We start from the raw sequence: 21,362 nt of genomic DNA on the forward strand, positions 1-21,362 counted from the left end.
TCTGGGAGAATGGCGGACAGCCAGCATTTCGAGATAGAAGGACGTGTCGTGGCTCAGAGCAGCACCGAGACCGACTGGGTCTCCCGTTTCGCGGACGAGGTCATCGCTGAGGCGGAGCGCCGAGCACCCGGCAAACCTGTCGTCGTCGCGTCCGGACTCTCGCCCTCCGGCCCCATCCACCTGGGCAACCTCCGCGAGGTCATGACCCCGCACCTGGTCGCGGACGAGATCCGCCGCCGGGGCTTCGAGGTCCGGCACGTGATCTCCTGGGACGACTACGACCGCTACCGCAAGGTGCCCAAGGGCATCCCCGGCGTCAGCGAGGAGTCCCACGCCCGGCACATCGGCCGCCCGCTGACCGCCGTACCCGCCCCCGAGGGCTCCGCGTACGCGAACTGGGCCGAGCACTTCAAGGCCGCCATGGTCGAGGCGCTCGCCGAGCTCGGCGTCGAGTACGACCCGATCAGCCAGACCGAGCAGTACCTGGCCGGCGCCTACCGCGAGCAGATCCTGCACGCGATGAAGCACCGCGGCGACATCGACGCCGTCCTCGCCCAGTACCGCACCAAGCAGAAGCCCGGCAAGAAGCCCCAGCAGAAGCCGGCCGACGAGGCCGAGCTGGAAGCCGCCGAGGGCTCCGGCGCGGCGAGCGAGGACGACGGCAGCGCCGAGGGCGCGGAGTACTTCCCGTACAAGCCGTACTGCGCGGAGTGCAACAAGGACTTCACCAAGGTGACCTCGTACAACGACGAGACCACCGAGCTGACCTACGTCTGCACCGAGGACGAGCACACCGAGACGGTCAAGCTGTCCGAGTTCAACCGCGGCAAGCTCGTCTGGAAGGTCGACTGGCCCATGCGCTGGGCCTACGAGGGCGTGATCTTCGAGCCCTCCGGCGTCGACCACTCCTCCCCGGGCTCGTCCTTCCAGGTCGGCGGCCAGATCGTGCACCTCTTCGGTGCCGAGCAGCCGATCGGCCCGATGTACGCCTTCGTCGGCATCAGCGGCATGGCCAAGATGTCCTCCTCCAAGGGCGGCGTGCCGACCCCGGCCGACGCCCTGAAGATCATGGAGCCGCAGCTGCTGCGCTGGCTGTACGCGCGCCGCCGCCCCAACCAGTCGTTCAAGATCGCCTTCGACCAGGAGATCCAGCGGCTCTACGACGAGTGGGACAAGCTGGAGGCCAAGGTCGCCGACGGCTCCGTGCTGCCGGCCGACGCCGCCGCGCACACCCGCGCCGTCCGCGTCGCCTCCCACGAACTGCCCCGCACCCCGCGGCCGATGCCGTACCGCACGCTCGCGTCGGTCGTCGACATCACCGCCGGGCACGACGAGCAGACCCTGCGCATCCTCAGCGACCTGGACCCGCAGAGCCCGCTGACCTCCCTCGACGAGGTCCGCCCGCGCCTGGACCGCGCCGAGAACTGGATCACCAGCCAGGTCCCGGCCGACCAGCGCACCCTCGTCCGCGAGGAGGCCGACACGGAGCTGCTGTCCTCCCTCGACGACAACGGCCGCGAGTCGCTGCGGCTGCTCCTGGAGGGCCTGGACTCCCACTGGTCGCTCGACGGGCTCACCACCCTCGTCTACGGCGTGCCGAAGGTGATGGCGGGCCTGGAGCCCGACGCCAAGCCGACCCCGGAGCTGAAGGTCGCGCAGCGCGAGTTCTTCGCCCTGCTCTACCGCCTCCTGGTGACCCGGGAGACCGGACCGCGCCTGCCCACGCTGCTGCTGGCCGTCGGCGCGGACCGCGTCCGCAAGCTGCTGGCCGCGTAGCCGCCGGTGACGTGAGGAAGGGCCCGCACCCCTCAGGGGTGCGGGCCCTTCCGCGCGCGTGGCGCCGGCGCCGGGGTCGGTTAGGCGATGTGCTCGTTCTCCAGGTCACGCTGGTAGCGCTGCTTCAGCTCCGGCATCAGCCGGGAGATGGTCGAGAAGCTGCGCGGGTGCGCGATGCCGTGACGGTCCGAGAGGTATATGTCGACCTGCTCGGGGCTCGGGACCTTGCCGTTCTCCTCGATGTACGTACGGAACACCTCGTACGCCGCCTCGGTGAACCGGGCGTCGTCGATCGAGTCGACGTCCTCGGCCCCCCGCGGCCCCTCGGCCCCCTGCGGCCGGTCCGCGTCCGGGGTCGGCCGCGGCGCGGGGCCCTCCTCGACCGGCTCCGGGTGGTACCCGCCCTCGTACGCCGCCTTCGGGTCCAGCGGACCGGCGAACCAGGCGCTGTCGTGGGCCGCGGGCATGGCCGTGGGGTCCACGGCGAACGGCGCGGGGGCGTGGACGCCGGGGGCGGGGGCCGGGGCGACCGGAGCCTGGGCCTGGGCCGGAGCCTGGGCCTGGGACGGGATCCGGGCCTGGGCCGGCAGGGGCTGCGGGTCGGGGGCCCCGTCGTCGGCTCGCGGCGCGACCGGGGCGACCGGGGCGACCGGCGCGACCGGGGCGTCCGCGGCGTGGGCGGCGTCCGTCGTGTCCGGCGCCTCGGCGGCCGGCAGGGCCGCGGCCGCGGTCGCGGCCGCGGTCGCGGCGGGAGCCTTGCGCACCGGCGGCAGCAGGACCGGGTCGATGCCCGCCGCCGCCAGCCCCTCGGGAGCCGTCTGCGCGAGCGGCACACCGATCCGGGCCAGCCGCAGCGGCATCAACGCCTCCACCGGCGCCTTGCGCCGCCAGGCCCGCCCGTAGCGGGCCTGGAGCCGCGCCTGGTAGATCAGCCGGTCCTGCTCCATGACGACGGCCTGCTCGTAGGAGCGCAGCTCCCACAGCTTCATCCGCCGCCACAGCTTGAACGTCGGCACGGGGGAGAGGATCCAACGGGTGATCCGCACCCCCTCCATGTGCCGGTCCGCGGTGATGTCCGCGATCCGGCCCACGGCGTGCCGCGCCGCCTCCACCGTGACCACGAACAGGACCGGGATCACGGCGTGCATGCCGACACCGAGCGGATCCGGCCAGGCGGCGGCGCCGTTGAACGCGATCGTCGCCGCCGTCAGCAGCCACGCCGTCTGGCGCAGCAGCGGGAAGGGGATCCGGATCCACGTCAGCAGCAGGTCCAGCGCCAGCAGTACGCAGATGCCCGCGTCGATACCGATCGGGAACACCAGCGAGAAACTGCCGAAGCCTTTCTGCAGGGCCAACGCCCGTACCGCGGCATACGAACCGGCGAAGCCGATGCCCGCGATGACCACGGCACCGGCGACCACGACGCCGATGAGTATCCGGTGCGTACGAGTCAGCTGCATCGCGGCCACCCGCGGTCCCCTCCCCTTGTCGAGCTATGGCAGGCACAGCGTACGGGTGACCGGAAGCCGCTCTTCCCGTAGGCCCCCCAAGGGTGTTACTGCTGCGGCGAGGCAGAGGACGAGGCCGAGGCGGAGCCGGACGGGGCGGCGGAGCCCGACGGGGCTCCGGCGGGCTGGTCGGCGGCGCTGCCGACGGAGGTCACGGCCTCCTTCGTCGCGGCGATCGCGTCCTGGAGCAGCTTCGCCGCGTCCGGGGCGCCGGCGCCCTCGTAGGCGGCACCGTTGTAGTCCACCGTGATCACGACGTTCTGGGTGCGGGCCACGATCGTGGTGTTGGCGAAGTCCACGTCCTTCTTGACGCCGAAGGTCACCGAGGTGGCCTGGTCGCCTATGCCGCCGGCCTGCTCGGCCTTGACGTTCTGCGCGCCCTCGGCGGTCTTCGCGGTCTCGACCTGCTTGTTGTACTGCTCCTCGGCCCGCTTGTTGCCGCTGCCGAGCGAGGCGTGCGAGTCGTAGCGGACCAGCGAGACGGACAGCCAGCGGTACTGCGAACCCTTCGCGCCGTCGGTGTCGAGGCCGTTCCAGGAGCAGCTGGCGCGGTTGGCGAGGTCGTTCGACTTGGCCGCCGTACCGTTCTTCTCCTTCGCCTCCGGGACGAGCGAGTCGATGGTCTTCGACGCGACCGCCTTGCAGGGGTCGGGCAGCTTCGCGAACGCCACCTTCTCCAGCACGGCCGAGGGCTTCGAGCTGGGCTGGGAGGAAGAAGAGGAGGACCCGGACTTCTTGGCGGAGTCCGAGCCCGAGCCCTTCCCCGAATCGGACGAGCAGCCGGCGACGGTGAGGATCACCGGGACGGCCGCACAGGCGAGGACGCGGGTGAGGCGCGAGGCAGATCGCTGCATGGTTCCTTCAGACGGTTGGGGTCTTCTTGCGGGGCGCGTTTCGGGCGCGGGACCCGAGCAACGGTAGCCCGATCGGGTGGCGGCCTGCTGTGCGCGCCGTCACGATCGGCCCCCACGGCACCCGCCGGCGGGCCCGCTACTCGTTGAATCGCTCGGCGAGGGCCTCCGCCAACTCCAGCGCCCCGTCCTGCGTTTCCGCGCTCGGCGGGACCGTTCCCGCGGCGGTGGGCTGGACGCTGTACTCGACGGTGACGATGACGTTCGCGGTACGGAACACGATCCGCACCGTGCGCGCCTGCGCGGCGGTGGCGCCCGCCGCGCTCAGCTTGTCGTCGAGGAAGGCCTCGTTCCCGAGCCCTTCCAGGACACGGGAGCCGAGCTCGGGCGGGGCGGTGGGGGAGGTGGACGGGGAGCCCGACGCGGGGGCGGAGGGCGCGCCCGAGGGGGCTCCGGACGGTTCGGCCGGCGGGGGCGACGCGGGGGGCGTGGAGGAGGCGGCCGGGGAGGCCGGCGGTGCGGGTGTGCCGGAGGCGGGCGGGGCGCCCGGGGCCGGCGCGGAGGAGGACGCGGGCGCGCCGGGGCTCGTCGTCGGTCCGGGGGAGGGCAGGTGGGCGGCCGTCAGGCGGCTGACGTAGACCTGGCGGGCCTTGTCGTCGTCGCTCATCGCGGCGCGGTCGTAGGAGACGACCCGCTCGAACTGGACGGACAGCAGCAGGGTGCCCTCGGGGCCCTGCGCGTTCCACCGGCAGCCCACCTTGCGGTCGCCGTCGAAGGAGGCGTCCGCGGTGCCCGCGTAGAGCTTGTCGCGCTCCTCGGTGGTCAGGGAGTCCGCGGCCGGGAGCATGGCGCGCAGCCGCTTGCCGTCGGCGGCCTTGCAGGGCTGCGGCAGGCTGCGGTACTTGCCCGGTTGGGCCGGGGTGGCGGTGCTCGCGCCGCCCTTGGCGTCGCCGGTGCCCCCGATGCCGCCGCCGTCGGTGCATCCGGTGAGGCCGGTCGCTCCGGCCACGAGCGCGGTGAGCATCGCGACGCCGGGCAGCACCCTGTGTCGTACCGCCCTGCGCCGCTCCACGTCCACTGGCACGCCTTGGCTCCCTTGGTTCCCTCGGGAAAATCCGTTGCCGCGACTTGGGCACGGATGGACACAATGTCTATCGCACGCGCTGGTGCCGGCGCCGGTTCCCTGTCTGCTTTGGGGCGATGAGCGAGGCTTTTGCGTAATCAGACTTTTCTTTGGTTTTCGGGGGATTGACTCCTTATGTCGTATGTAGAGGTACCCGGGGCGAAGGTCCCGATCCGGATGTGGACCGATCCCGCGTCGGTCGAGGACAGCGCGATGCGCCAGCTCCAGAACACGGCCGGCCTGCCCTGGATCAAGGGCCTGGCCGTGATGCCTGACGTCCACTACGGCAAGGGCGCCACCGTCGGCTCGGTCATCGCCATGAAGGACGCGGTCTGCCCGGCGGCGGTCGGCGTGGACATCGGCTGCGGCATGTCGGCGGTGAAGACCTCCCTGACGGCCAACGACCTCCCGGGGGACCTGTCGAAGCTGCGCTCGCGGATCGAGCAGGCGATTCCGGTGGGGGCGGGGATGCACCGGGAGCCGCTGGACCCGGCGCGGCTGTACGGGTTTTCGGAGTCCGGCTTCGGCGACCTGTGGGAGCGGTTCGACTACGTCGCCGACGCCGTGAAGTTCCGGCGGGAGCGGGCGCTGCGTCAGATGGGAAGCCTTGGCCAAGGAAACCACTTCTGGGAGCTTTGCGTCGATACCGTCGGGGACGTTTGGATCATGCTGCACTCGGGATCCCGGAACATCGGGAACGAGCTGGCGGACTTCCACATCAACGTCGCCCGTGGCCTCACGCACAACCAGGGCCTCGTCGACCGGGACCTCGCGGTGTTCCTCGCGGAAACGCCCGAGATGCGGGCGTACCGGAGTGACCTCTTCTGGGCCCAGGAGTACGCGAAGTACAACCGTGCCGTGATGATGAGCCTGTCCAAGGAGGTCATCCGGCGGGAGTTCCGCAAGGCGAAGGTGTCCTTCGGCCGGGAGATCAGCTGCCACCACAACTACGTGGCGGAAGAGCGCTACGACGGCATGGACCTGCTGGTCACGCGCAAGGGCGCCATCCGTGCGGGCAGCGGTGACTACGGGATCATCCCGGGCTCGATGGGCGCGGGCTCTTACATCGTGAAGGGGCGGGGCAACGAGAAGGCCTTCAACTCCGCTTCGCACGGCGCGGGCCGCAGGATGAGCCGTACGGCGGCGAAGAAGCGGTTCTCGGCGCGCGACCTGGAGGAGCAGACGCGGGGCGTGGAGTGCCGAAAGGACTCCGGCGTCGTGGACGAGATCCCGGCCGCCTACAAGTCGATCGACCAGGTCATCGAGCAGCAGACCGACCTGGTCGAGGTCGTGGCCAAGCTCAAGCAGGTCATCTGCGTCAAGGGCTGACCCGCGTCCTGTGGCGCGGTTGTCGGGGGGATGGAGGAGCCCGGACCGGTACCCGGTCCGGGCTCCTCCGTTTCCGGGCGGTGCGGGCATGTCGCCCGTCGGCGGGTGGTGTCACGGTGAGCCTCCCCTGGAGAATCTCCACTCGGTGTCCCGGAAGCTCCCTGGAGAGTCGATCGGCGGCCTCCGCGATCGTGGTCTCGTGTCGCATCACGGCCATGGCTTCCTCCTCTTCGCGGCTCACGCTTCCGGAGCGTGTCCGTGGCCGTCGACACACCGCGCGGATTCACCCGTACGGGCCTCGGGCGGGTGCGGAATGGGCAACTTCCGCTTGTTGGGCGGGGGTTGACGAGGGGGTTGGTCTAGACCAGGGTGTGCGGCATGTGGAGATCTCGCGTGGTCGTCGCCGCGCTCGCGTCGTTGTCGCTCGCTCTCGGGGCCGCCGGGTCCGCGCGGGCGGGGGTGGGGTTGCCCCCCGTCGTGTCGCACGTGCCGACCCAGGAGAAGGTCGTCTTCATCACCATCGACGACGGCTGGAACCACGATCCGGAGGCCGCCCGGATCCTGCGGGAGAAGCGGGTGCCGGCCTCGCTGTTCCTGCTGCCCGGCGCGACCTCGTACGACACCGGCTACTTCACCGACCTCGCCGAGCAGGGCCGCGTCACCTTCGAGAACCACACCGTGAACCACCCCGACCTCACCACCCTCGACGCCGCCGGCAAGGACGCCGAGGTGTGCGGGGCCGGGGAGCGGCTCGCCGCGACCTTCGGGAAGACGCCGAAGCTGCTGAGGCCGCCGTACGGGGCCGTCAACGACGACGTGCGGCTCGCGGCGAAGGCCTGCGGGGTGAAGGCGCTGATCACCTGGACGTACGACTTCACCACCTGGGGGCAGACGCCGCCCACCCCGCAGCTGAAGGCGGGGGACATCGTGCTGCTGCACTTCACGCCGACGCTCGCGGCCGACCTCCAGCGGGCCCTGGACGCGGCGAAGGCCGCCGGGCTGAAGCCGGCGGCCCTGATGCCGCACCTGAAGGCGGCCGGGTACGTCTCCTAGGGCGTCGGGCCACGCCCCACCAGGCGCGGCCCGGCGCGGCGTGCGGCGCGGCGGTGTCGGCGCGCGTGCGGGGCGACGACGACGGCGAGGGCGCCGGCGGTGGGCAGGGCCGCGAGGGCGGCCCAGGTGGCCGGGCCGGTCCGGGGGGCCTGGGGCGTGGCGCGGGCCTCCAGGACGTCGTCGGGCGTGCGGGCGATGCCGGTGTGGACGAGCTCCAGCGCCGCCGACCGCCCGGCGGCCGGGGCCCGGACCCGGCCGACCGCGCCCTCGACCCGGCGGTCGATGCGCACCGTGAGGTAGGCCCGGTCGCCACCGCAGGATCCGGTGCGGGTCGGGGGTGAGCTCCGGACGCCGCAGTACGTCTCCTCGGACGGGTGGGAGCCGATCCCGGGCGGCTGGAAGGAGACGCCTTCGGGCAGGTCGACGCGGACGTTCGTCGCGTACGCGAGCGGGATCGTGACGTACTGGCCGACCCGGCCCCGCAGGGTCAGCGGGGTGGCCAGGAAGGCTCCGGTGTCCGGCGAGGCGGCCGGGGCGACGGGCATGCGGCCGGGTTCGCCGTATCCGCGGTCGCGGTCGAGGGTGTCGGCGTCGACGGTCTTCAGGCCGAGGGGGGCGCCGGTGCCCCGGGTCCAGCCGGGTTCCGTCCCCGCGTCCGCGTCCGCGGCGGTGTCCAGGGGGGTGACCTCGTACGCGTACGCGCCCCGGGCGGCGTCGCGGTCGGCGGGCGCGGCGCGCAGCGGCGCGTCGGTCTCGTAGGCCCGTCCGGGGACCGGGGGGCCGGGCAGGGTGCAGGCGGCCTCGCGGCGGTCGGGGGAGTAGGCGCAGTTGGTGTGGGTGGTCGCGAGGCGCGGGCCGGTGGCCGGGTCGCCGTCACCCGACGGGTCGGAGAGGGTCAGGCGCAGCAGCACCGGGCCGGGGGCCGGCGGGCCGCCGGCGACGAACGCCGGGGTGATCGGGGGCGGGACGGCGGCCTCGGCGGCGGGGAGCCGCGCGGCGCCGTGGATCCGGAGCCGGAACTGCGGGCGGCCGAGGTGGACGCGCGCGCCGTGGGTGACGGGGGCGTACCCGGGGGCGGTGAAGCGGGCGGTGATCGAGCCGGCGTCGCCGACCGCGGGGGTGAGCGGGGTCAGGGCGAAGGGCAGGACGTCGCGGTCGGGGCCGCCGGCCGGCAGGGCGCAGCGCACCCGGCCGGGGGAGGCGGCGCAGCCGGGGGCGAGGTCGTGGACGCGGACCGGGCCGGTGAGGGCGGTGAGGTCGTACGTCGCGACGAGGCCGTGCAGGGCCCGGTGGCGCGGGGCCCGCAGGTGGGTTTCGAAGGGGGTCCCGGCGGTGACGAAGAACGTCGTGCGGGGGTGCCAGAGCCGCAGGGCGGGCGCGTCCGGGTCGACGTCCGGCCCGTGCGGCCCGGACGGCATGACGGAGGCCGAGGTGAGCGCGCCCAGGCAGGCCGCCGCGGTGAGGAGCGCGGCGAGGAGGGTGTTCCTCGCCGCCGCGCCCCGCGAACGCGTGCGCGGACGTGTGCGTGCGCTTGACCGCGTGTGCGGCATCCCGGCCCCCCGCTCCGTGTGGTTCAGAGGTCGCGGTGGACCTTGGTGTTCGAGGCCTGGGCGCGGGGGCGGACCACCAGGAGGTCGATGTTGACGTGGCTGGGGCGGGTCACCGCCCAGGTGATGGTGTCGGCCACGTCGTCGGCGGAGAGGGGTTCGGCCACGCCCGCGTAGACCTTGGCGGCCTTCTCGGTGTCGCCGCGGAAGCGGGTGGTGGCGAACTCCTCGGTCTTGACCATGCCGGGGGCGATCTCGATGACGCGGACCGGCTGTCCGACGATCTCCAGGCGGAGGGTTTCGGCGAGGACGCGGGCGCCGTTCTTGGCGGCGACGTAGCCGGCGCCGCCTTCGTAGGTGGAGTGGCCGGCGGTCGAGGAGAGCACGACCACGGTGCCGTCGCCGGAGGCGGTGAGGGCGGGCAGGAGCGCCTGGGTGACGTGGAGGGTGCCGATGACGTTGACCTCGTACATCGTGCGCCAGTCGGCCGGGTCGCCGGTGGCGACGGGCTCGGCGCCGATGGCTCCGCCGGCGTTGTTGACGAGGACGTCGCAGCGGTCGAGGGAGGCGGCGAGGGCGTCGACGGCGGCGCGGTCGGTGACGTCGAGGGCGTGGGCGACGGCCTGGTGTCCGGCGTCCGTCAGCTCGGCGGCGAGGGCCTCGATGCGGTCCTTGCGGCGGGCGGTGAGGACGACGCGGTAGCCGGCGGCGGCGAGCTGGCGGGCGGTGGCCGCGCCGATTCCGCTGCTCGCGCCGGTGACTACGGCGGTTCGGGTGGCCGGGCGCGTGCTCATGGGCGGGGCTCCTCGTGCGGTCGTGTCGCGGTTCGGGCGTACGGGGTGGCGTACGGGTCGCGCCGCGCGGTGGTTCGTTCGTACGGGCGATTCCCGGCCAGCATAGGCGCGGTCACCGGCGCGGCGCGTACATGATCACGGCCATCCCGGCGAGGCAGACGAGGGCGCCCAGGACGTCCCAGCGGTCGGGGCGGTAGCCGTCGGCGACCGCGCCCCACAGGAGGGAGCCGGCGACGAAGACGCCGCCGTAGGCCGCGAGGACGCGGGCGAAGTCGCCGTCGGGCTGGAGGGTGGCGACGAAGCCGTAGAGGCCGAGGGCGATGACGCCGGCGCCGATCCAGGCCCAGCCCTTGTGTTCGCGGACGCCCTGCCACACGAGCCAGGCGCCGCCGATCTCCAGGAGGGCGGCGAGGGCGAAGAGGGCTGCGGAGCGGGCGATCTGCATGGGGGCAGCGTACGCAGGCGAATGGGGGTGGGCTCGCCCTCGTTCGTGTGATGGTCCGACCGCAGGGAGGGGTGGGTGGCCTAGCGTCCGCGCGAGGACACGAGGGTCACGAGCAGGAGGTGGTGACGGTGGCGGTGCGCCGTGGCGCCGTACGCGGTGTGGTGGTGGCGGGGTTGCTGGCGCTGGCCTGTGCCGCCCAGGCGGGCCCGGGGTCGTGGGCCCCGGGCGGCGCGTGGGCCGCCGGGTCCGGCCGGGGCGCGGGGCCGGAGGCCGACGTCGCCTACCACGGGCGGGTGACCCTGGACCGGGGGCGGCTGCGGGTGTGGATGGTGCCGGAGAACGAGGGGCCGGCGGCGCTGGCCAACGCGACCGTGCGGGTGAGGCTGTCCGCCGACCTGGCGGACCGGCAGGAGCTGGCCGACGGGTGCGCGCGGGCGGGGGCGCGGGAGGTGGTGTGCGAGACGGGCGCGCTGCCGCTGCACGGGCGGGGCCGGCACATCGGGTTGGCGCTGGCGCTGGAGGAGCGGCCGGCGGAGGTGCTGGTGCGGATCGACACCTGGTGGAACGGCGGGGCGACCGACCGCGACCTCGCGAACAACGACCACGTGGTGCTGGCGCTGGACACGGGGGACGCGTACGTCTTCTGAGCCGGGCCGTATGTCCGAGCCGGGCCGAACACGCCGACGGGGCGGCGTCCACGACGTGGTGTCGGGGGACGCCGCCCCGGGTGGGACGGGGTGCGGGAGCGGCCCGCGGGCGCACGGCGGCTACTTCGGGTCGCGGTTGAACGAGGCCGTCGACCAGCGGTAGCCGAGCGCGGCGAGGACCAGGCACCAGCCGAGGGCGAGCCACCCGTTGTGGCCGATCTCGGTGCCGAGCAGGAGCCCGCGCAGGGTCTCGATGGCGGGGGTGAAGGGCTGGTACTTCGCGAACGGCTGGAACCAGCCCGGCATCGCCGTGATCGGGGTGAAGGCGCTGGAGACCAGCGGCAGCAGGATCAGCGGCATGGCGCTGTTGCTCGCGGCCTCGGCGTTCGGGCTGACCATGCCCATCCCGACCGCGATCCAGGTCAGGGCGAGGGCGAACAGGACCAGCAGGCCGAACGCGGCGAGCCACTCCAGGGCGGTGGCGTCCGTGGAGCGGAAGCCGATGGCGACGGCGACGGCGCCGACGAGGACCACACTGGCGACGGACTGCATGACGCTGCCGACGACGTGTCCGATGAGCACGGATCCGCGGTGGATGGCCATGGTGCGGAAGCGGGCGATGATCCCCTCGGACATGTCGGTGGCGACGGACACCGCGGCTCCGATGACGGTGGAGCCGATGGTCATCAGCAGGATGCCGGGGACGACGTAGGCGACGTAGGCGGAGCGGTCGCCGCTGCCGCCGGAGATGCCCGCGCTCATCGTGCCGCCGAAGACGTAGACGAACAGGAGCAGCAGCATGACCGGGGTGAGCAGCAGGTTCAGGGTCAGCGAGGGGTAGCGGCGGGCGTGCAGCAGGTTGCGGCGCAGCATCGTGGACGAGTCGCGGACGGCGAGGGAGAGGGCACTCATCGGACAGCCTCCTTCGGCTGGGCGGTCGGGGCGGTCGGGGCGGTCGGGGCGGTCGCGGGGGCCGGCGCGGTCGCGGAGGTCGCGGGGGAGCCGGTCAGGGCGAAGAACACGTCGTCGAGGTCGGGGGTGTGCACGGTCAGTTCGTCGGCCTCGACGCCGACGGAGTCCAGCCGGTCGAGTACGGAGCGCAGGTCGCGCTGGCTGCCGTCGCTGGGGACCTGGAGCGTCAGCGCCTCGTCGTCGCGGGTCGCCCCGGGCAGGGCGGCGCCGGCGGCGCGGTGGGCGACGGGGTCGGTGAAGCGCAGGCGTACGTGGCCTCCGGGGACCAGTCGCTTCAGTTCCTCGGCGGTTCCCTCGGCGGCGATGGTGCCGCCGTGGAGCACGGCGATGCGGTCCGCGAGCTGGTCGGCCTCCTCCAGGTACTGGGTGGTGAGGAAGACGGTGACGCCGCCGGAGACGAGCTCGCGGATGATCTGCCACATGTTGTGACGGGAGCGCGGGTCCAGGCCGGTGGTCGGCTCGTCGAGGAAGATGACGCGAGGGTCGCCGACCAGGGTCATGGCGATGTCGAGGCGGCGCCGCATCCCGCCGGAGTAGCCGGCGGCGGGCTTCCTGGCGGCCTCCACCAGGTCGAAGCGTTCCAGGAGTTCGGCGGTGATCCGGCGTCCCTCGCGCCGGGGCAGGTGGTGCAGGTCCGCCATGAGGAGCATGTTCTCCTCGCCGGTGATCAGTCCGTCGACCGCGGAGAACTGGCCGGTCACGCCGATCGCGGCGCGTACGGCGCGGGGGTCCTCGGCGAGGTCGTGGCCGGCGACGCGGACCTCGCCGGCGTCGGGGCGGATCAGGGTGGAGAGGATCTTGACGGCGGTGGTCTTGCCGGCGCCGTTGGGGCCGAGGAGGGCGAAGACCGTGCCGGTCGGCACGCTCAGGTCGACGCCGTCGAGCACGACCTTGTCGCCGTAGGACTTGCGCAGTCCGCGTGCCGCGATGGACGGGCTGGTCATGGGAGGTGCTCCTTCTGGAGGCTGCGGGGCGGGGCGGGCCGGGTACCGGGGCCGGGGGTCAGAGGCTGCGGGCGGTGACGTCGCCGTAGGAGGTGGTCGCGTGGATGTCGAGCTCGGCGGCGCCGTCGTTGCGCAGGTGGTTGGCGACGCGGCCGTAGGCGGTGCCGGCGTCCAGCGAGGCCGAGACCCCGGCGGCGGCGGTGATCGAGATGTCGCCCTGCTGCGTGTTCAGGACGACCGTGCCGCGCCCGGCCTCGGCGACGCGGATGTCACCCCGGGTGGTGGCGATCCGGGCGGGGCCGGTCAGGCGGCCGACCTCGACGGTGCCGTCGACGGCGCTGAGGTCGACGCTCGCGGCCTCGTCGATCTTGATCTGTCGGTAGGCGCCCTCGAAGGCGATGTCGCCGAGGCGGCCGACGGCCCGGAACTCGGTGCTGGCCGCCTTGCCCTCGACGCGGGAGCCGGCGGGCAGTCGGACGGTGACCTCGACGGATCCGGAGGGGCCGAGGTACTGGTTCTTCGCCGGGACCGCGATCCGCAGGACCCCGTCGGCGAACTCGACCGAGGTCTGCTCGGCGGCCTTGACGTCGCGGCCCTTGGAGGGGTTGGTGGGTCGGACCTCGACCGTGGTGTCGGCGCGGTCGGCGGCGATGATCTGGACGCGGCCGGCGGGGATGTCCAGGGCGGTGGTGATCGGGGTGGGGGTGGGGAAGGTCTGCATGGCGCTCTCCTTGCGACTCGCTGTTTCCGATGAACGAAAAGCTACGTTGCGTTCATAATATCGGCAACATGCTTGTTGCGCTGAAAAGGCATAATCGCAGGTGAACTGCCGATTATCGTTGCGATGGTTCTGCGAAGAACGCAACTCGAAAGTATCGAATGTTGCAATGAAATGAGCGTGAACGCTATGCTCGCGGCATCGGACGACATGTGAAGGAGGGCGCGATGCCCGGCGGCAGGCTCACCCAGAAGGACCGTCAGCAGATCGCGCTGGGGCTGGCCGACGACCTGCCCTACGCCGAGATCGCCCGGCGCCTGGAGCGTCCGACCTCGACGATCACGCGCGAGGTGATGCGCAACGGCGGACCCGCCGGCTACCGCGCGGACCTCGCCCACCGCGCCACCGAGCGGCGCGCCCACCGCCGCAAGCCCGGCACCACCCCCGGGGCGGAGCCGGTCGTGCTGCCGCACGGGCGCGATCCCGAGGCGGTGGCGGAGTACGAGGAGCTCTACACCACCGTCATGATGGGCTCGGGCCTGTCCAAGATGATGTCGCGGGTGATGGTCTGTCTGCTCACCACCGACTCCGGCAGCATGACCGCGTCCGAACTGGTCCGGCGCCTCCAGGTCAGTCCGGCGTCCGTCTCCAAGTCGATCGCGTTCCTGGAGAGCCAGTCCCTCGTGCGCAGGGAACGCGACGAACGCCGCCGCGAGCGGTACGTCATCGACGAGGACCTCTGGTACCAGTCGATGCTGGCCAGCGCCCGCTCCCTCGTGCAGCAGGTCGAGATCTCACGGCAGGGCGCCCAGGTCCTCGGCGCCGGCACCCCGGCCGCCGTCCGCCTGGAGAACGTCGCCCGCTTCCTCGACTTCGTCGCCGAGAGCATCACCCGCTCCGCGGAACAGGCGCGCGAGATCCTCTACTCGACGTCCGGGACGGCCGCGCCGGCGCCGGACGCCGAGGTCGCCGGGGCCGACGCCCCGGCCCGGTCCCGGCCCTAGGCCGAGTCCCGGTCCGGGTCCCGGTCCGGGTCCCGGTCCGATCCCCGCGCCGCCGCGTCGCCGAACTCGGCCACCGCCTCCTGGACGATGCGCTCCAGGCGGGCGTGGTGGGCGCCGCGCCAGTAGACGCGCTCGCACGCGACGCACTGCGCGAAGACGTCGTACGAGCGCTGCGTGCCGTGCTCCAGCCGGTCCCCGACGGAGTCCTTGTCGGCCTCGCGCAGGGCCCCGTTGCAGGCGGTGCAGCGGGTCCAGGGGGCGAGCGCGGGGGCGAAGCGGCCCAGGACGTCGCGCAGTTGCTCGTCGGGGTTGTCGCTGTAGACGTAGGCGCCGGCGAAGATCTCGCGCCGGCGCAGGAGTCCGCGGTCGCGCGAGAGCAGGACGCGGTCCTCGGCGGCGGAGCGGGTGGCGAGGGCGGGGTCGCCCGGGTCCTCGTTGTCGTAGGCGGCGTCGACACCGAGCAGGCGCAGCCTGCGGGCGAGGGTGCCGAGGTGGACGTCGAGGAGGAAGCGCAGCGGGACACCCGGCACGCGCTGGGGGCGGTCCACGCCGAGCACCTCGACGGACTGGCCGGCCAGGGGCACGTAGGAGAACGGCACCTCCCGGCCGTCGACGAGGAGCCGGCCGACCTCGGTCAGCGGGACGCCCGCCGACTCGACGACGTGGCCGAGGCTGGAGGCGCCGTCGGTGGCGGTCGGTACGCGGTCCGCGCGCCGGCTGGGCGGGGCGAAGAGGCGCAGTTCGGGGGCGAGGGTGAGCTGAATACCGGGACCGTTCACGGGGTCAGCATGCCACCGGATCCCGGGCGGGCGCGGCCGAATTACGCCCCCCGCGACGACGACCCCGGCGGCAGGCCCGGCGGACGGCGGCCGACCGGCACCCGCCGCGCGGGCCCGGCCGATCCGCCCCGGTGTCGGGGGCGGTCCGTCGGGCGTGGGTCAGGGCCAGACCAGGCAGTAGGGCTGGTGGCCGGCCTCGTGGAGGCGGTGGGAGAAGTCCTGCCACTCGTGCAGGAGCTGGTAGACGTTGAACGCGTCGCGCGGGCCGCCCCGGTCGGGGACCGTCGACCAGATGAAGGCCGCCGCGCCGACGGACTCCTCGCCGACCCCGCGCAGCGGGTCGACGACCGTCATGGGGAGCTTGACCACCGCGTAGTCGGGGTGCAGGACGACGAGCTCCAGCGGGGGCACCTTGTGCAGGGGTATGCCCTCGATGCCGGTCAGGACCATCGCGGCCACCGTCTCCGGCTTGATCTTGGTGAACATGCCGCCCATGCCGAGCTCGTCGCCGCCGAGCTCCTCCGGGCGCATCGTCTGGGGCACGCGCGCGGCCGTCGCCCCGTCCGGGGCGCCGAAGTACTTGTAGGTCACGCCCATGCCGCGACCCCTGGGGAGGCCGTCTTCGGGTGCGTCGGCGGCCTCGCCGCCGTCGGGCCGACCGCTCGACGCGCGCGTGATGTCCGGTACGGGGTCCGCGGCCTCGGCGGCTCGCCGCCGGTGCTTGCCGCGACGGCGGGCTTCACGGGCTTCGCGGGCGCGCTGCGGGTCGAGGCCGTCCGTACCCTCGCCCGGTCCACCACCGCGTTGCATATCTCCACCCGACACGTATTGCCTGCCCCGGCCCCGCGGCCCCCGCCACGCAGCCTGATCATCATGGCAGTGACCTCCCCCGCGGCGGCGCGGTGAAACGCCCGCCCGCAAGTCTGTCGCGGCCTCTGAGACCATGGCTGGTGTGAGCTACCCGTACCCGTATGAAGCCCCAGTTTCGCAGACGCTCTTCGAGCGCGCGTCCCTCGTGACCCCCGGCGGCGTGAACTCTCCCGTCCGCGCCTTCCGTGCCGTGGGCGGTACGCCCCGGTTCATGGTGTCCGGCACCGGTCCGTACCTGACCGATGCCGACGGGCGGGAGTACGTCGACCTCGTCTGCTCGTGGGGGCCGATGATTCTCGGCCACTCGCACCCCGAGGTGATCGAGGCCGTCCAGGCCGCCGTCGCCCGCGGTACGTCCTTCGGCACGCCCGGTGAGGGCGAGGTCGCGCTGGCCGAGGAGATCGTCGCCCGCATCGAGCCCGTCGAGCAGGTGCGCCTGGTGTCCTCCGGCACCGAGGCGACCATGTCGGCGATCCGGCTGGCGCGCGGATTCACCGGCCGCGCCAAGGTCGTCAAGTTCGCCGGCTGCTACCACGGTCATGTCGACGCGCTGTTGGCCGCCGCCGGTTCCGGTCTGGCGACCTTCGCGCTGCCCGACACCCCCGGGGTGACGGGCGCGCAGGCCGGCGACACGATCGTGCTCCCCTACAACGACCTCGAAGCGGTGCGGGCGGCGTTCGCCGCGCACCCCGGTGAGATCGCCTGCGTCATCACCGAGGCCGCGCCGGGCAACATGGGCGTCGTGACCCCGGGCGAGGGCTTCAACCAGGGTCTGGCCGACCTGTGCCGCGAGAACGGCGCGCTGTACATCTCCGACGAGGTCATGACCGGTTTCCGCACCTCGCGGGCCGGCTGGTACGGCGTCGACGGGGTCAAGCCCGACCTGATGACCTTCGGCAAGGTCATGGGCGGCGGCTTCCCGGCGGCGGCGTTCGGCGGTCGCGCCGACGTCATGGGCCACCTGGCCCCGGCCGGTCCGGTCTACCAGGCGGGCACGCTCTCCGGTAACCCGATCGCCACCGCCGCGGGTCTCGCGCAGCTGCGGCTGCTGGACGGGGCGGCGTACGAGAAGGTCGACGCGGTCTCGAAGGAGATCCAGGGCCTGGTGACGGGGGCGCTGGCCAAGGAGGGCGTGGCCCACCGGCTCCAGACGGCGTCCAACATGTTCTCCGTGTTCTTCACGGCGGACCCGGTGCGCAACTACGACGAGGCGAAGACCCAGGAGGGCTTCCGCTTCAACGCGTTCTTCCACTCGATGCTGGCGCAGGGCGTGTACCTGCCGCCGTCGGCGTTCGAGTCCTGGTTCGTGTCCACGGCCCACGACGAGCGGGCGGTCGAGCGGATCGCGGCGGCGCTGCCGGCCGCCGCCCGCGCCGCGGCGGAGGCGACGGCATGAGCGACATCACCGTCGTCCACCTGATGCGGCACGGAGAGGTGCACAACCCCGACGGCGTGCTCTACGGGCGCCGGGCGGGCTACCACCTCTCGGAGCTGGGTCGGCAGATGGCCGACCGGGTCGCCGAGCACCTCCAGGACCGGGACGTCACGCACGTGGTGGCCTCCCCGCTGGAGCGGGCGCAGGAGACGGCCACGCCGATCGCGAAGGCGCACGGGCTGGACCTGGCGACCGACGGCCGGCTGATCGAGGCGGGCAACGTCTTCGAGGGCAAGACCTTCGGCGTCGGTGACGGGGCGCTGCGCAAGCCGGGCAACTGGAAGCACCTGACGAACCCGTTCAAGCCGTCGTGGGGCGAGCCGTACGTGGAGCAGGTCGTGCGGATGATGAGCGCGATCGAGGCGGCGCGGGACGCGGCGCGCGGGCACGAGGCGGTGGCGGTCAGCCACCAGCTGCCGATCTGGATCGTGCGGAGCTTCGCGGAGAAGCGGCGGCTGTGGCACGACCCGCGGCGCCGGCAGTGCACGTTGGCCTCGCTGACCTCGTTCACGTACCAGGGCGACAAGCTGGTGTCGGTGGGGTACAGCGAGCCGGCGCGGGACCTGGTGCCGGCGCACCTGCTGGCCGGGGCCAAGCCGGTGAAGGGCAAGTCGAAGGCCTTCGGCGCGTAGTCGCGGCGGGGTTTCCGGGGGCGGCGCCCCCGGGCCCCGCGCCGCCGTGCGCCGCCGTTCCGCCGCCGCGCTTCCCTCCGTTCTCGCCGTTCTCTCCGGACTCCCAAATTTCATACAAGTTCTCCGCGACGCCGACGCGGCACCTCGATTTCCCTGGAATGTCCGCTTATATGACATTTCATGAGCGAGGGACGCGGGTTCAGTCGTAGGGGAGTCCTCGGCCTCGGAGTCGGGGGCGCCGCCGCCGCGATCGGGGTCGGGGCCGCCGGCTGCACGGTCGGCGCCGGCGGCGGACCGTCCGGAACGGGCCGGCCGGCCGCGCCCGGGGGCGGTGCGCCCGTCAAGGCCATCGGCGACGGATCCACCGCCGACACCGGCCCCCAACCCCACCAGCCCGACCGCCCCGTCCCGCTCCAGCGGGGCGAGACCCCGCCCCAGTTCGTCGTCTTCAGCTGGGACGGCGCGGGCGAGGTCGGCAACGGCCTCTTCCCCCGCTTCCTGAAGCTGGCCAGGGACCACGGGGCGGCCATGACCTTCTTCCTCTCCGGGCTCTACCTCCTGCCCGAGTCGAAGCGGCACCTCTACGCCCCGCCGAACAACCCCGTCGGCGCCTCCGACATCGGCTACCTGAAGGACGGCAACGTCCGCGCCACCCTCACCCACGTCCGCGAGGCCTGGCTCGACGGCCACGAGATCGGCACCCACTTCAACGGGCACTTCTGCGCCGGCTCCGGCTCCGTCGCCCGCTGGTCCCCGCGGGAGTGGCGCAGCGAGATCGACCAGGCCGTGTCGTTCGTCACCAACTGGCGCACCCACACCGGCTTCACCGACCTGCCGCCGCTCCCCTTCGACTACCACCGCGAGCTGATCGGCTCCCGGGCCCCCTGCCTGCTCGGCCAGGAGGCCCTGTTGATCGCCGCCCGCGAGCTGGGCTGGCGCTACGACGCCAGTTCGCCCGGCGGCCTCCAGCGGTGGCCGGTGCGCAAGGAGGGGATCTGGGACCTGCCCCTCCAGTCCCTGCCCTTCCCCGGGCACTCCTTCGAGGTGCTGTCGATGGACTACAACATCCTCGCCAACCAGTCGAAGAGCAGCACGCGGGGCGTCCCCGCCCACTACCCGGCCTGGCGCGCCCAGGCCGTCGCCACCTACCTCGGCGGCTTCCGTCGCGCCTACGAGACCAACCGCGCGCCCCTGTTCATCGGCAACCACTTCGAGGAGTGGAACGGGGGCATCTACATGGACGCGGTCGAGGAGGCCCTCAAAGCCATGTCGGACAAAAGGGATGTAAGGCTCGTATCCTTCCGGCAGTTGGTCGACTGGCTGGACGTCCAGGACCCGAAGGTCCTGGCCCGGCTGTGCGCCCTCGCACCCGGTCAGACGCCCACCGGCGGCTGGCCCGGCTACCTCTTCGCCGCCTGAGCCTTGGCTGACCAGCGCCTTAACATCCCGTCGGGGGGTGCGGAAGATCCGCAAATCGCTCATGCGAAACTTTTCACATGAGCCTTAGCCGCGCCCCCCGACGCCGCCGCTCGACCAGCGGCCGCGCCATCCTGCTGACCGCGGTGACCCTCGCGAGCGCCCTGACCCTTACGGCGTGCGGCGATTCGGGCAGCGGCAGCAAACCGTCCGGCTCCGCCGGCGGCAACTACGTGACCGGCCCCAGCGGCATCTCCACCGTCTCCAGGGCCGACCGCGTGGACGCCCCCAAGCTCGACGGCGAGACCGTCGACGGCAAGACGCTCGACACCACCACCCTCAAGGGCAAGGTCGTCGTCCTCAACGTCTGGGGCTCCTGGTGCCCGCCGTGCCGCGCCGAGGCCCCGTACTTCGCGAAGGTCTCCAAGGAGCTGGCCGACGCCGGCAAGGACGTCGCCTTCGTCGGGCTGAACACCCGCGACAACAGCAAGCAGAACGCCGCCTCGTTCGAGCAGAACTTCGGGATCACCTACCCGAGCCTGTACGACCCCGACGGCAAGCTGATGCTGCGCTTCCCCAAGGGCACCCTGAACGCGCAGTCCATCCCCTCCACGATCGTCCTCGACAAGGAGGGCAAGATCGCCGCCCGCACCCTGGTCGCGGTCAACGAGGAGCAGCTGCGTTCGATGATCGACCCGCTCCTCGCGGAGCAGTGACCTCGTGGACCCGCACCCGCACCTCCTGCTCGCCGCCGAGACCGGCGTGAACACGACCGTCCTGAGCGGCGGACTGCTGCTGGCCCTGCCGATCGCACTGCTCGCGGGCCTGGTCTCCTTCTTCTCCCCCTGCGTGCTCCCCCTGGTCCCCGGCTACCTCTCCTACGTGACCGGCATAGGCGGAGCCGACCTCGCCGAGGCCAGGCGAGGCCGGATGGCGGCCGGCGCGGGCCTGTTCATCCTCGGGTTCACCGCCGTGTTCGTGTCGACCGGCGCGCTCTTCGGCCAGTTCGGCGACGTCTTCCAGGGCGAGAACAAGGACGTCATCACCCGGGTCCTCGGCGGCCTGGTGATCCTCCTCGGCCTGTTCTTCATGGGCGCGATCCCGGGCCTGACGATGCGCGAGTTCCGCTTCCACCGGAAGCCGACGGCGGGCCTGCTCGGCGCGCCCGTGCTCGGCGTGCTCTTCGGCATCGGCTGGACCCCCTGCATGGGGCCCACCCTCGCCGCCGTGAACACGCTCGCCATCTCCCTCGACGACGCCAGCGCCGCGCGCGGCGCGCTGCTCATGGTCGTCTACTGCTTCGGCCTGGGCCTGCCCTTCATCCTCGCCGCGATCGCCTTCCGCAAGGCGCTCGGTGCTTTCGGCTGGGTGAAGAAGCACTATGCGTGGGTGATGAGGATCGGCGGCGGCATGCTGATCGTGACCGGCCTGCTGCTCGTCACAGGAACGTGGGACAGCATCGTGGGCGAGATGCAGGGCTGGACCCAAGGCTTCACGGTGGGGATCTGAGGACTACAGG

General features: G+C 72.7%; 21 protein-coding genes. 10 read left to right on the plus strand and 11 right to left on the minus strand.

Annotation, left to right across the window (positions count from 1 at the left end):
* Nucleotides 1-9 precede the first annotated feature (9 nt).
* The gene (gene lysS, locus ACZ6ZI_RS25610; RefSeq protein ID WP_469524514.1) at nucleotides 10-1,776 is read left to right on the plus strand and encodes a lysine--tRNA ligase; all 1,767 of its coding nucleotides are present in this window, start codon (nucleotides 10-12) and stop codon (nucleotides 1,774-1,776) included.
* 80 nt (nucleotides 1,777-1,856) lie between these two features.
* On the opposite strand, the gene ACZ6ZI_RS25615 is transcribed toward lysS, so the two are convergent.
* The 3 genes from ACZ6ZI_RS25615 to ACZ6ZI_RS25625 form a co-directional block, all read right to left on the minus strand.
* Nucleotides 1,857-3,236 (minus strand): DUF2637 domain-containing protein, encoded by a 1,380-nt coding sequence (locus ACZ6ZI_RS25615; RefSeq protein WP_469524516.1) that lies wholly within the window; start codon nucleotides 3,234-3,236, stop codon nucleotides 1,857-1,859.
* A gap of 95 nt (nucleotides 3,237-3,331) precedes the next feature.
* Nucleotides 3,332-4,138, minus strand: coding sequence for a DUF3558 family protein (locus ACZ6ZI_RS25620; protein ID WP_469524518.1), 807 nt, complete (start codon nucleotides 4,136-4,138; stop codon nucleotides 3,332-3,334).
* Nucleotides 4,139-4,274: 136 nt separating this feature from the next.
* Nucleotides 4,275-5,219, minus strand: coding sequence for a DUF3558 domain-containing protein (locus ACZ6ZI_RS25625; protein WP_469524519.1), 945 nt, complete (start codon nucleotides 5,217-5,219; stop codon nucleotides 4,275-4,277).
* Nucleotides 5,220-5,393: 174 nt separating this feature from the next.
* On the opposite strand from ACZ6ZI_RS25625, the gene ACZ6ZI_RS25630 reads away from it, so the two are divergent.
* The gene (locus ACZ6ZI_RS25630; RefSeq protein WP_469524521.1) at nucleotides 5,394-6,587 is read left to right on the plus strand and encodes an RtcB family protein; all 1,194 of its coding nucleotides are present in this window, start codon (nucleotides 5,394-5,396) and stop codon (nucleotides 6,585-6,587) included.
* Between the two features lie 378 nt (nucleotides 6,588-6,965).
* Nucleotides 6,966-7,640 (plus strand): polysaccharide deacetylase family protein, encoded by a 675-nt coding sequence (locus ACZ6ZI_RS25635; protein ID WP_469524523.1) that lies wholly within the window; start codon nucleotides 6,966-6,968, stop codon nucleotides 7,638-7,640.
* On the opposite strand, the gene ACZ6ZI_RS25640 is transcribed toward ACZ6ZI_RS25635, so the two are convergent.
* From ACZ6ZI_RS25640 to ACZ6ZI_RS25650, 3 genes are all read right to left on the minus strand, one after another.
* Nucleotides 7,637-9,190: a hypothetical protein gene (locus tag ACZ6ZI_RS25640; RefSeq protein ID WP_469524524.1), complete on the minus strand. Its 1,554-nt coding sequence runs from the start codon at nucleotides 9,188-9,190 to the stop codon at nucleotides 7,637-7,639. The two genes, ACZ6ZI_RS25635 and ACZ6ZI_RS25640, sit on opposite strands and share 4 nt — an antisense overlap.
* 23 nt (nucleotides 9,191-9,213) lie before the next feature.
* On the minus strand, nucleotides 9,214-9,981 hold the full coding sequence (locus ACZ6ZI_RS25645) for an SDR family oxidoreductase (protein ID WP_363061483.1): 768 nt from the start codon (nucleotides 9,979-9,981) through the stop codon (nucleotides 9,214-9,216).
* A gap of 112 nt (nucleotides 9,982-10,093) precedes the next feature.
* On the minus strand, nucleotides 10,094-10,426 hold the full coding sequence (locus ACZ6ZI_RS25650) for a YnfA family protein (RefSeq protein WP_363061485.1): 333 nt from the start codon (nucleotides 10,424-10,426) through the stop codon (nucleotides 10,094-10,096).
* A 128-nt stretch (nucleotides 10,427-10,554) separates the two neighbouring features.
* Here ACZ6ZI_RS25650 and ACZ6ZI_RS25655 point away from each other — a divergent pair, with 128 nt between their 5' ends.
* Nucleotides 10,555-11,073 (plus strand): hypothetical protein, encoded by a 519-nt coding sequence (locus ACZ6ZI_RS25655; protein ID WP_469524528.1) that lies wholly within the window; start codon nucleotides 10,555-10,557, stop codon nucleotides 11,071-11,073.
* Nucleotides 11,074-11,193: 120 nt separating this feature from the next.
* Here the strand turns inward: ACZ6ZI_RS25655 and ACZ6ZI_RS25660 are convergent, their stop codons facing one another.
* From ACZ6ZI_RS25660 to ACZ6ZI_RS25670, 3 genes are read right to left on the minus strand one after another with little or no spacing between them, the layout of a single operon-like run.
* Nucleotides 11,194-11,985 carry an ABC transporter permease gene (locus tag ACZ6ZI_RS25660; protein ID WP_469524530.1) on the minus strand — a complete coding sequence of 264 codons (792 nt, stop codon included), beginning with the start codon at nucleotides 11,983-11,985 and terminating at the stop codon, nucleotides 11,194-11,196.
* Nucleotides 11,982-12,989 carry an ATP-binding cassette domain-containing protein gene (locus ACZ6ZI_RS25665; RefSeq protein WP_469524532.1) on the minus strand — a complete coding sequence of 336 codons (1,008 nt, stop codon included), beginning with the start codon at nucleotides 12,987-12,989 and terminating at the stop codon, nucleotides 11,982-11,984. Before ACZ6ZI_RS25665 ends, ACZ6ZI_RS25660 begins: the two co-directional genes overlap by 4 nt.
* Nucleotides 12,990-13,047: 58 nt before the next feature.
* Entirely contained in the window at nucleotides 13,048-13,710 is a 663-nt protein-coding gene (locus ACZ6ZI_RS25670) for a DUF4097 family beta strand repeat-containing protein (protein ID WP_469524534.1), read from the minus strand.
* 224 nt (nucleotides 13,711-13,934) lie between these two features.
* On the opposite strand from ACZ6ZI_RS25670, the gene ACZ6ZI_RS25675 reads away from it, so the two are divergent.
* A complete protein-coding gene (locus ACZ6ZI_RS25675) occupies nucleotides 13,935-14,711 on the plus strand; it encodes a helix-turn-helix domain-containing protein (protein WP_469524535.1) in 777 nt (258 codons plus the stop codon).
* Here ACZ6ZI_RS25675 and ACZ6ZI_RS25680 read toward each other — a convergent pair.
* Both ACZ6ZI_RS25680 and ACZ6ZI_RS25685 read right to left on the minus strand, forming a co-directional pair.
* Nucleotides 14,708-15,490 (minus strand): Mut7-C RNAse domain-containing protein, encoded by a 783-nt coding sequence (locus ACZ6ZI_RS25680; RefSeq protein ID WP_469524536.1) that lies wholly within the window; start codon nucleotides 15,488-15,490, stop codon nucleotides 14,708-14,710. The genes ACZ6ZI_RS25675 and ACZ6ZI_RS25680 overlap by 4 nt on opposite strands.
* Nucleotides 15,491-15,649: 159 nt before the next feature.
* Nucleotides 15,650-16,300, minus strand: a complete 651-nt coding sequence (locus ACZ6ZI_RS25685) for a hypothetical protein (RefSeq protein ID WP_469524538.1) — start codon at nucleotides 16,298-16,300, stop codon at nucleotides 15,650-15,652.
* 133 nt (nucleotides 16,301-16,433) lie between these two features.
* Here ACZ6ZI_RS25685 and hemL point away from each other — a divergent pair, with 133 nt between their 5' ends.
* The 5 genes from hemL to ACZ6ZI_RS25710 all read left to right on the plus strand — a co-directional run bounded on the left by hemL (nucleotide 16,434) and on the right by ACZ6ZI_RS25710 (nucleotide 21,352).
* Entirely contained in the window at nucleotides 16,434-17,756 is a 1,323-nt protein-coding gene (hemL, locus tag ACZ6ZI_RS25690) for a glutamate-1-semialdehyde 2,1-aminomutase (RefSeq protein ID WP_469524540.1), read from the plus strand.
* Complete coding sequence (locus ACZ6ZI_RS25695; protein ID WP_363061499.1) at nucleotides 17,753-18,427, plus strand: histidine phosphatase family protein; 675 nt, start codon at nucleotides 17,753-17,755, stop codon at nucleotides 18,425-18,427. Before hemL ends, ACZ6ZI_RS25695 begins: the two co-directional genes overlap by 4 nt.
* 180 nt (nucleotides 18,428-18,607) lie before the next feature.
* Entirely contained in the window at nucleotides 18,608-19,846 is a 1,239-nt protein-coding gene (locus ACZ6ZI_RS25700) for a polysaccharide deacetylase family protein (protein WP_469524542.1), read from the plus strand.
* A gap of 77 nt (nucleotides 19,847-19,923) precedes the next feature.
* Complete coding sequence (locus tag ACZ6ZI_RS25705) at nucleotides 19,924-20,559, plus strand: TlpA family protein disulfide reductase (protein ID WP_469524543.1); 636 nt, start codon at nucleotides 19,924-19,926, stop codon at nucleotides 20,557-20,559.
* 4 nt (nucleotides 20,560-20,563) lie between these two features.
* On the plus strand, nucleotides 20,564-21,352 hold the full coding sequence (locus tag ACZ6ZI_RS25710) for a cytochrome c biogenesis CcdA family protein (protein WP_469524545.1): 789 nt from the start codon (nucleotides 20,564-20,566) through the stop codon (nucleotides 21,350-21,352).
* The last annotated feature ends 10 nt before the right edge of the window (nucleotides 21,353-21,362 follow it).

The sequence above is a fragment of the Streptomyces sp. NPDC103540 genome (assembly GCF_055584445.1).

Excerpts from the sequence above, each read along its gene's own strand:
- lysS (WP_469524514.1), top strand. The coding sequence starts at position 10 with ATGGCGGACAGCCAGCATTTCGAGATAGAAGGACGTGTCGTGGCTCAG.
- ACZ6ZI_RS25615 (WP_469524516.1), bottom strand. The coding sequence starts at position 3,236 with ATGCAGCTGACTCGTACGCACCGGATACTCATCGGCGTCGTGGTCGCC.
- ACZ6ZI_RS25620 (WP_469524518.1), bottom strand. The coding sequence starts at position 4,138 with ATGCAGCGATCTGCCTCGCGCCTCACCCGCGTCCTCGCCTGTGCGGCC.
- ACZ6ZI_RS25630 (WP_469524521.1), top strand. The coding sequence starts at position 5,394 with ATGTCGTATGTAGAGGTACCCGGGGCGAAGGTCCCGATCCGGATGTGG.
- ACZ6ZI_RS25635 (WP_469524523.1), top strand. The coding sequence starts at position 6,966 with ATGTGGAGATCTCGCGTGGTCGTCGCCGCGCTCGCGTCGTTGTCGCTC.
- ACZ6ZI_RS25640 (WP_469524524.1), bottom strand. The coding sequence starts at position 9,190 with ATGCCGCACACGCGGTCAAGCGCACGCACACGTCCGCGCACGCGTTCG.
- ACZ6ZI_RS25645 (WP_363061483.1), bottom strand. The coding sequence starts at position 9,981 with ATGAGCACGCGCCCGGCCACCCGAACCGCCGTAGTCACCGGCGCGAGC.
- ACZ6ZI_RS25650 (WP_363061485.1), bottom strand. The coding sequence starts at position 10,426 with ATGCAGATCGCCCGCTCCGCAGCCCTCTTCGCCCTCGCCGCCCTCCTG.
- ACZ6ZI_RS25660 (WP_469524530.1), bottom strand. The coding sequence starts at position 11,985 with ATGAGTGCCCTCTCCCTCGCCGTCCGCGACTCGTCCACGATGCTGCGC.
- ACZ6ZI_RS25665 (WP_469524532.1), bottom strand. The coding sequence starts at position 12,989 with ATGACCAGCCCGTCCATCGCGGCACGCGGACTGCGCAAGTCCTACGGC.
- ACZ6ZI_RS25670 (WP_469524534.1), bottom strand. The coding sequence starts at position 13,710 with ATGCAGACCTTCCCCACCCCCACCCCGATCACCACCGCCCTGGACATC.
- ACZ6ZI_RS25675 (WP_469524535.1), top strand. The coding sequence starts at position 13,935 with ATGCCCGGCGGCAGGCTCACCCAGAAGGACCGTCAGCAGATCGCGCTG.
- ACZ6ZI_RS25685 (WP_469524538.1), bottom strand. The coding sequence starts at position 16,300 with ATGCAACGCGGTGGTGGACCGGGCGAGGGTACGGACGGCCTCGACCCG.
- hemL (WP_469524540.1), top strand. The coding sequence starts at position 16,434 with ATGGCTGGTGTGAGCTACCCGTACCCGTATGAAGCCCCAGTTTCGCAG.
- ACZ6ZI_RS25695 (WP_363061499.1), top strand. The coding sequence starts at position 17,753 with ATGAGCGACATCACCGTCGTCCACCTGATGCGGCACGGAGAGGTGCAC.
- ACZ6ZI_RS25700 (WP_469524542.1), top strand. The coding sequence starts at position 18,608 with ATGAGCGAGGGACGCGGGTTCAGTCGTAGGGGAGTCCTCGGCCTCGGA.
- ACZ6ZI_RS25705 (WP_469524543.1), top strand. The coding sequence starts at position 19,924 with ATGAGCCTTAGCCGCGCCCCCCGACGCCGCCGCTCGACCAGCGGCCGC.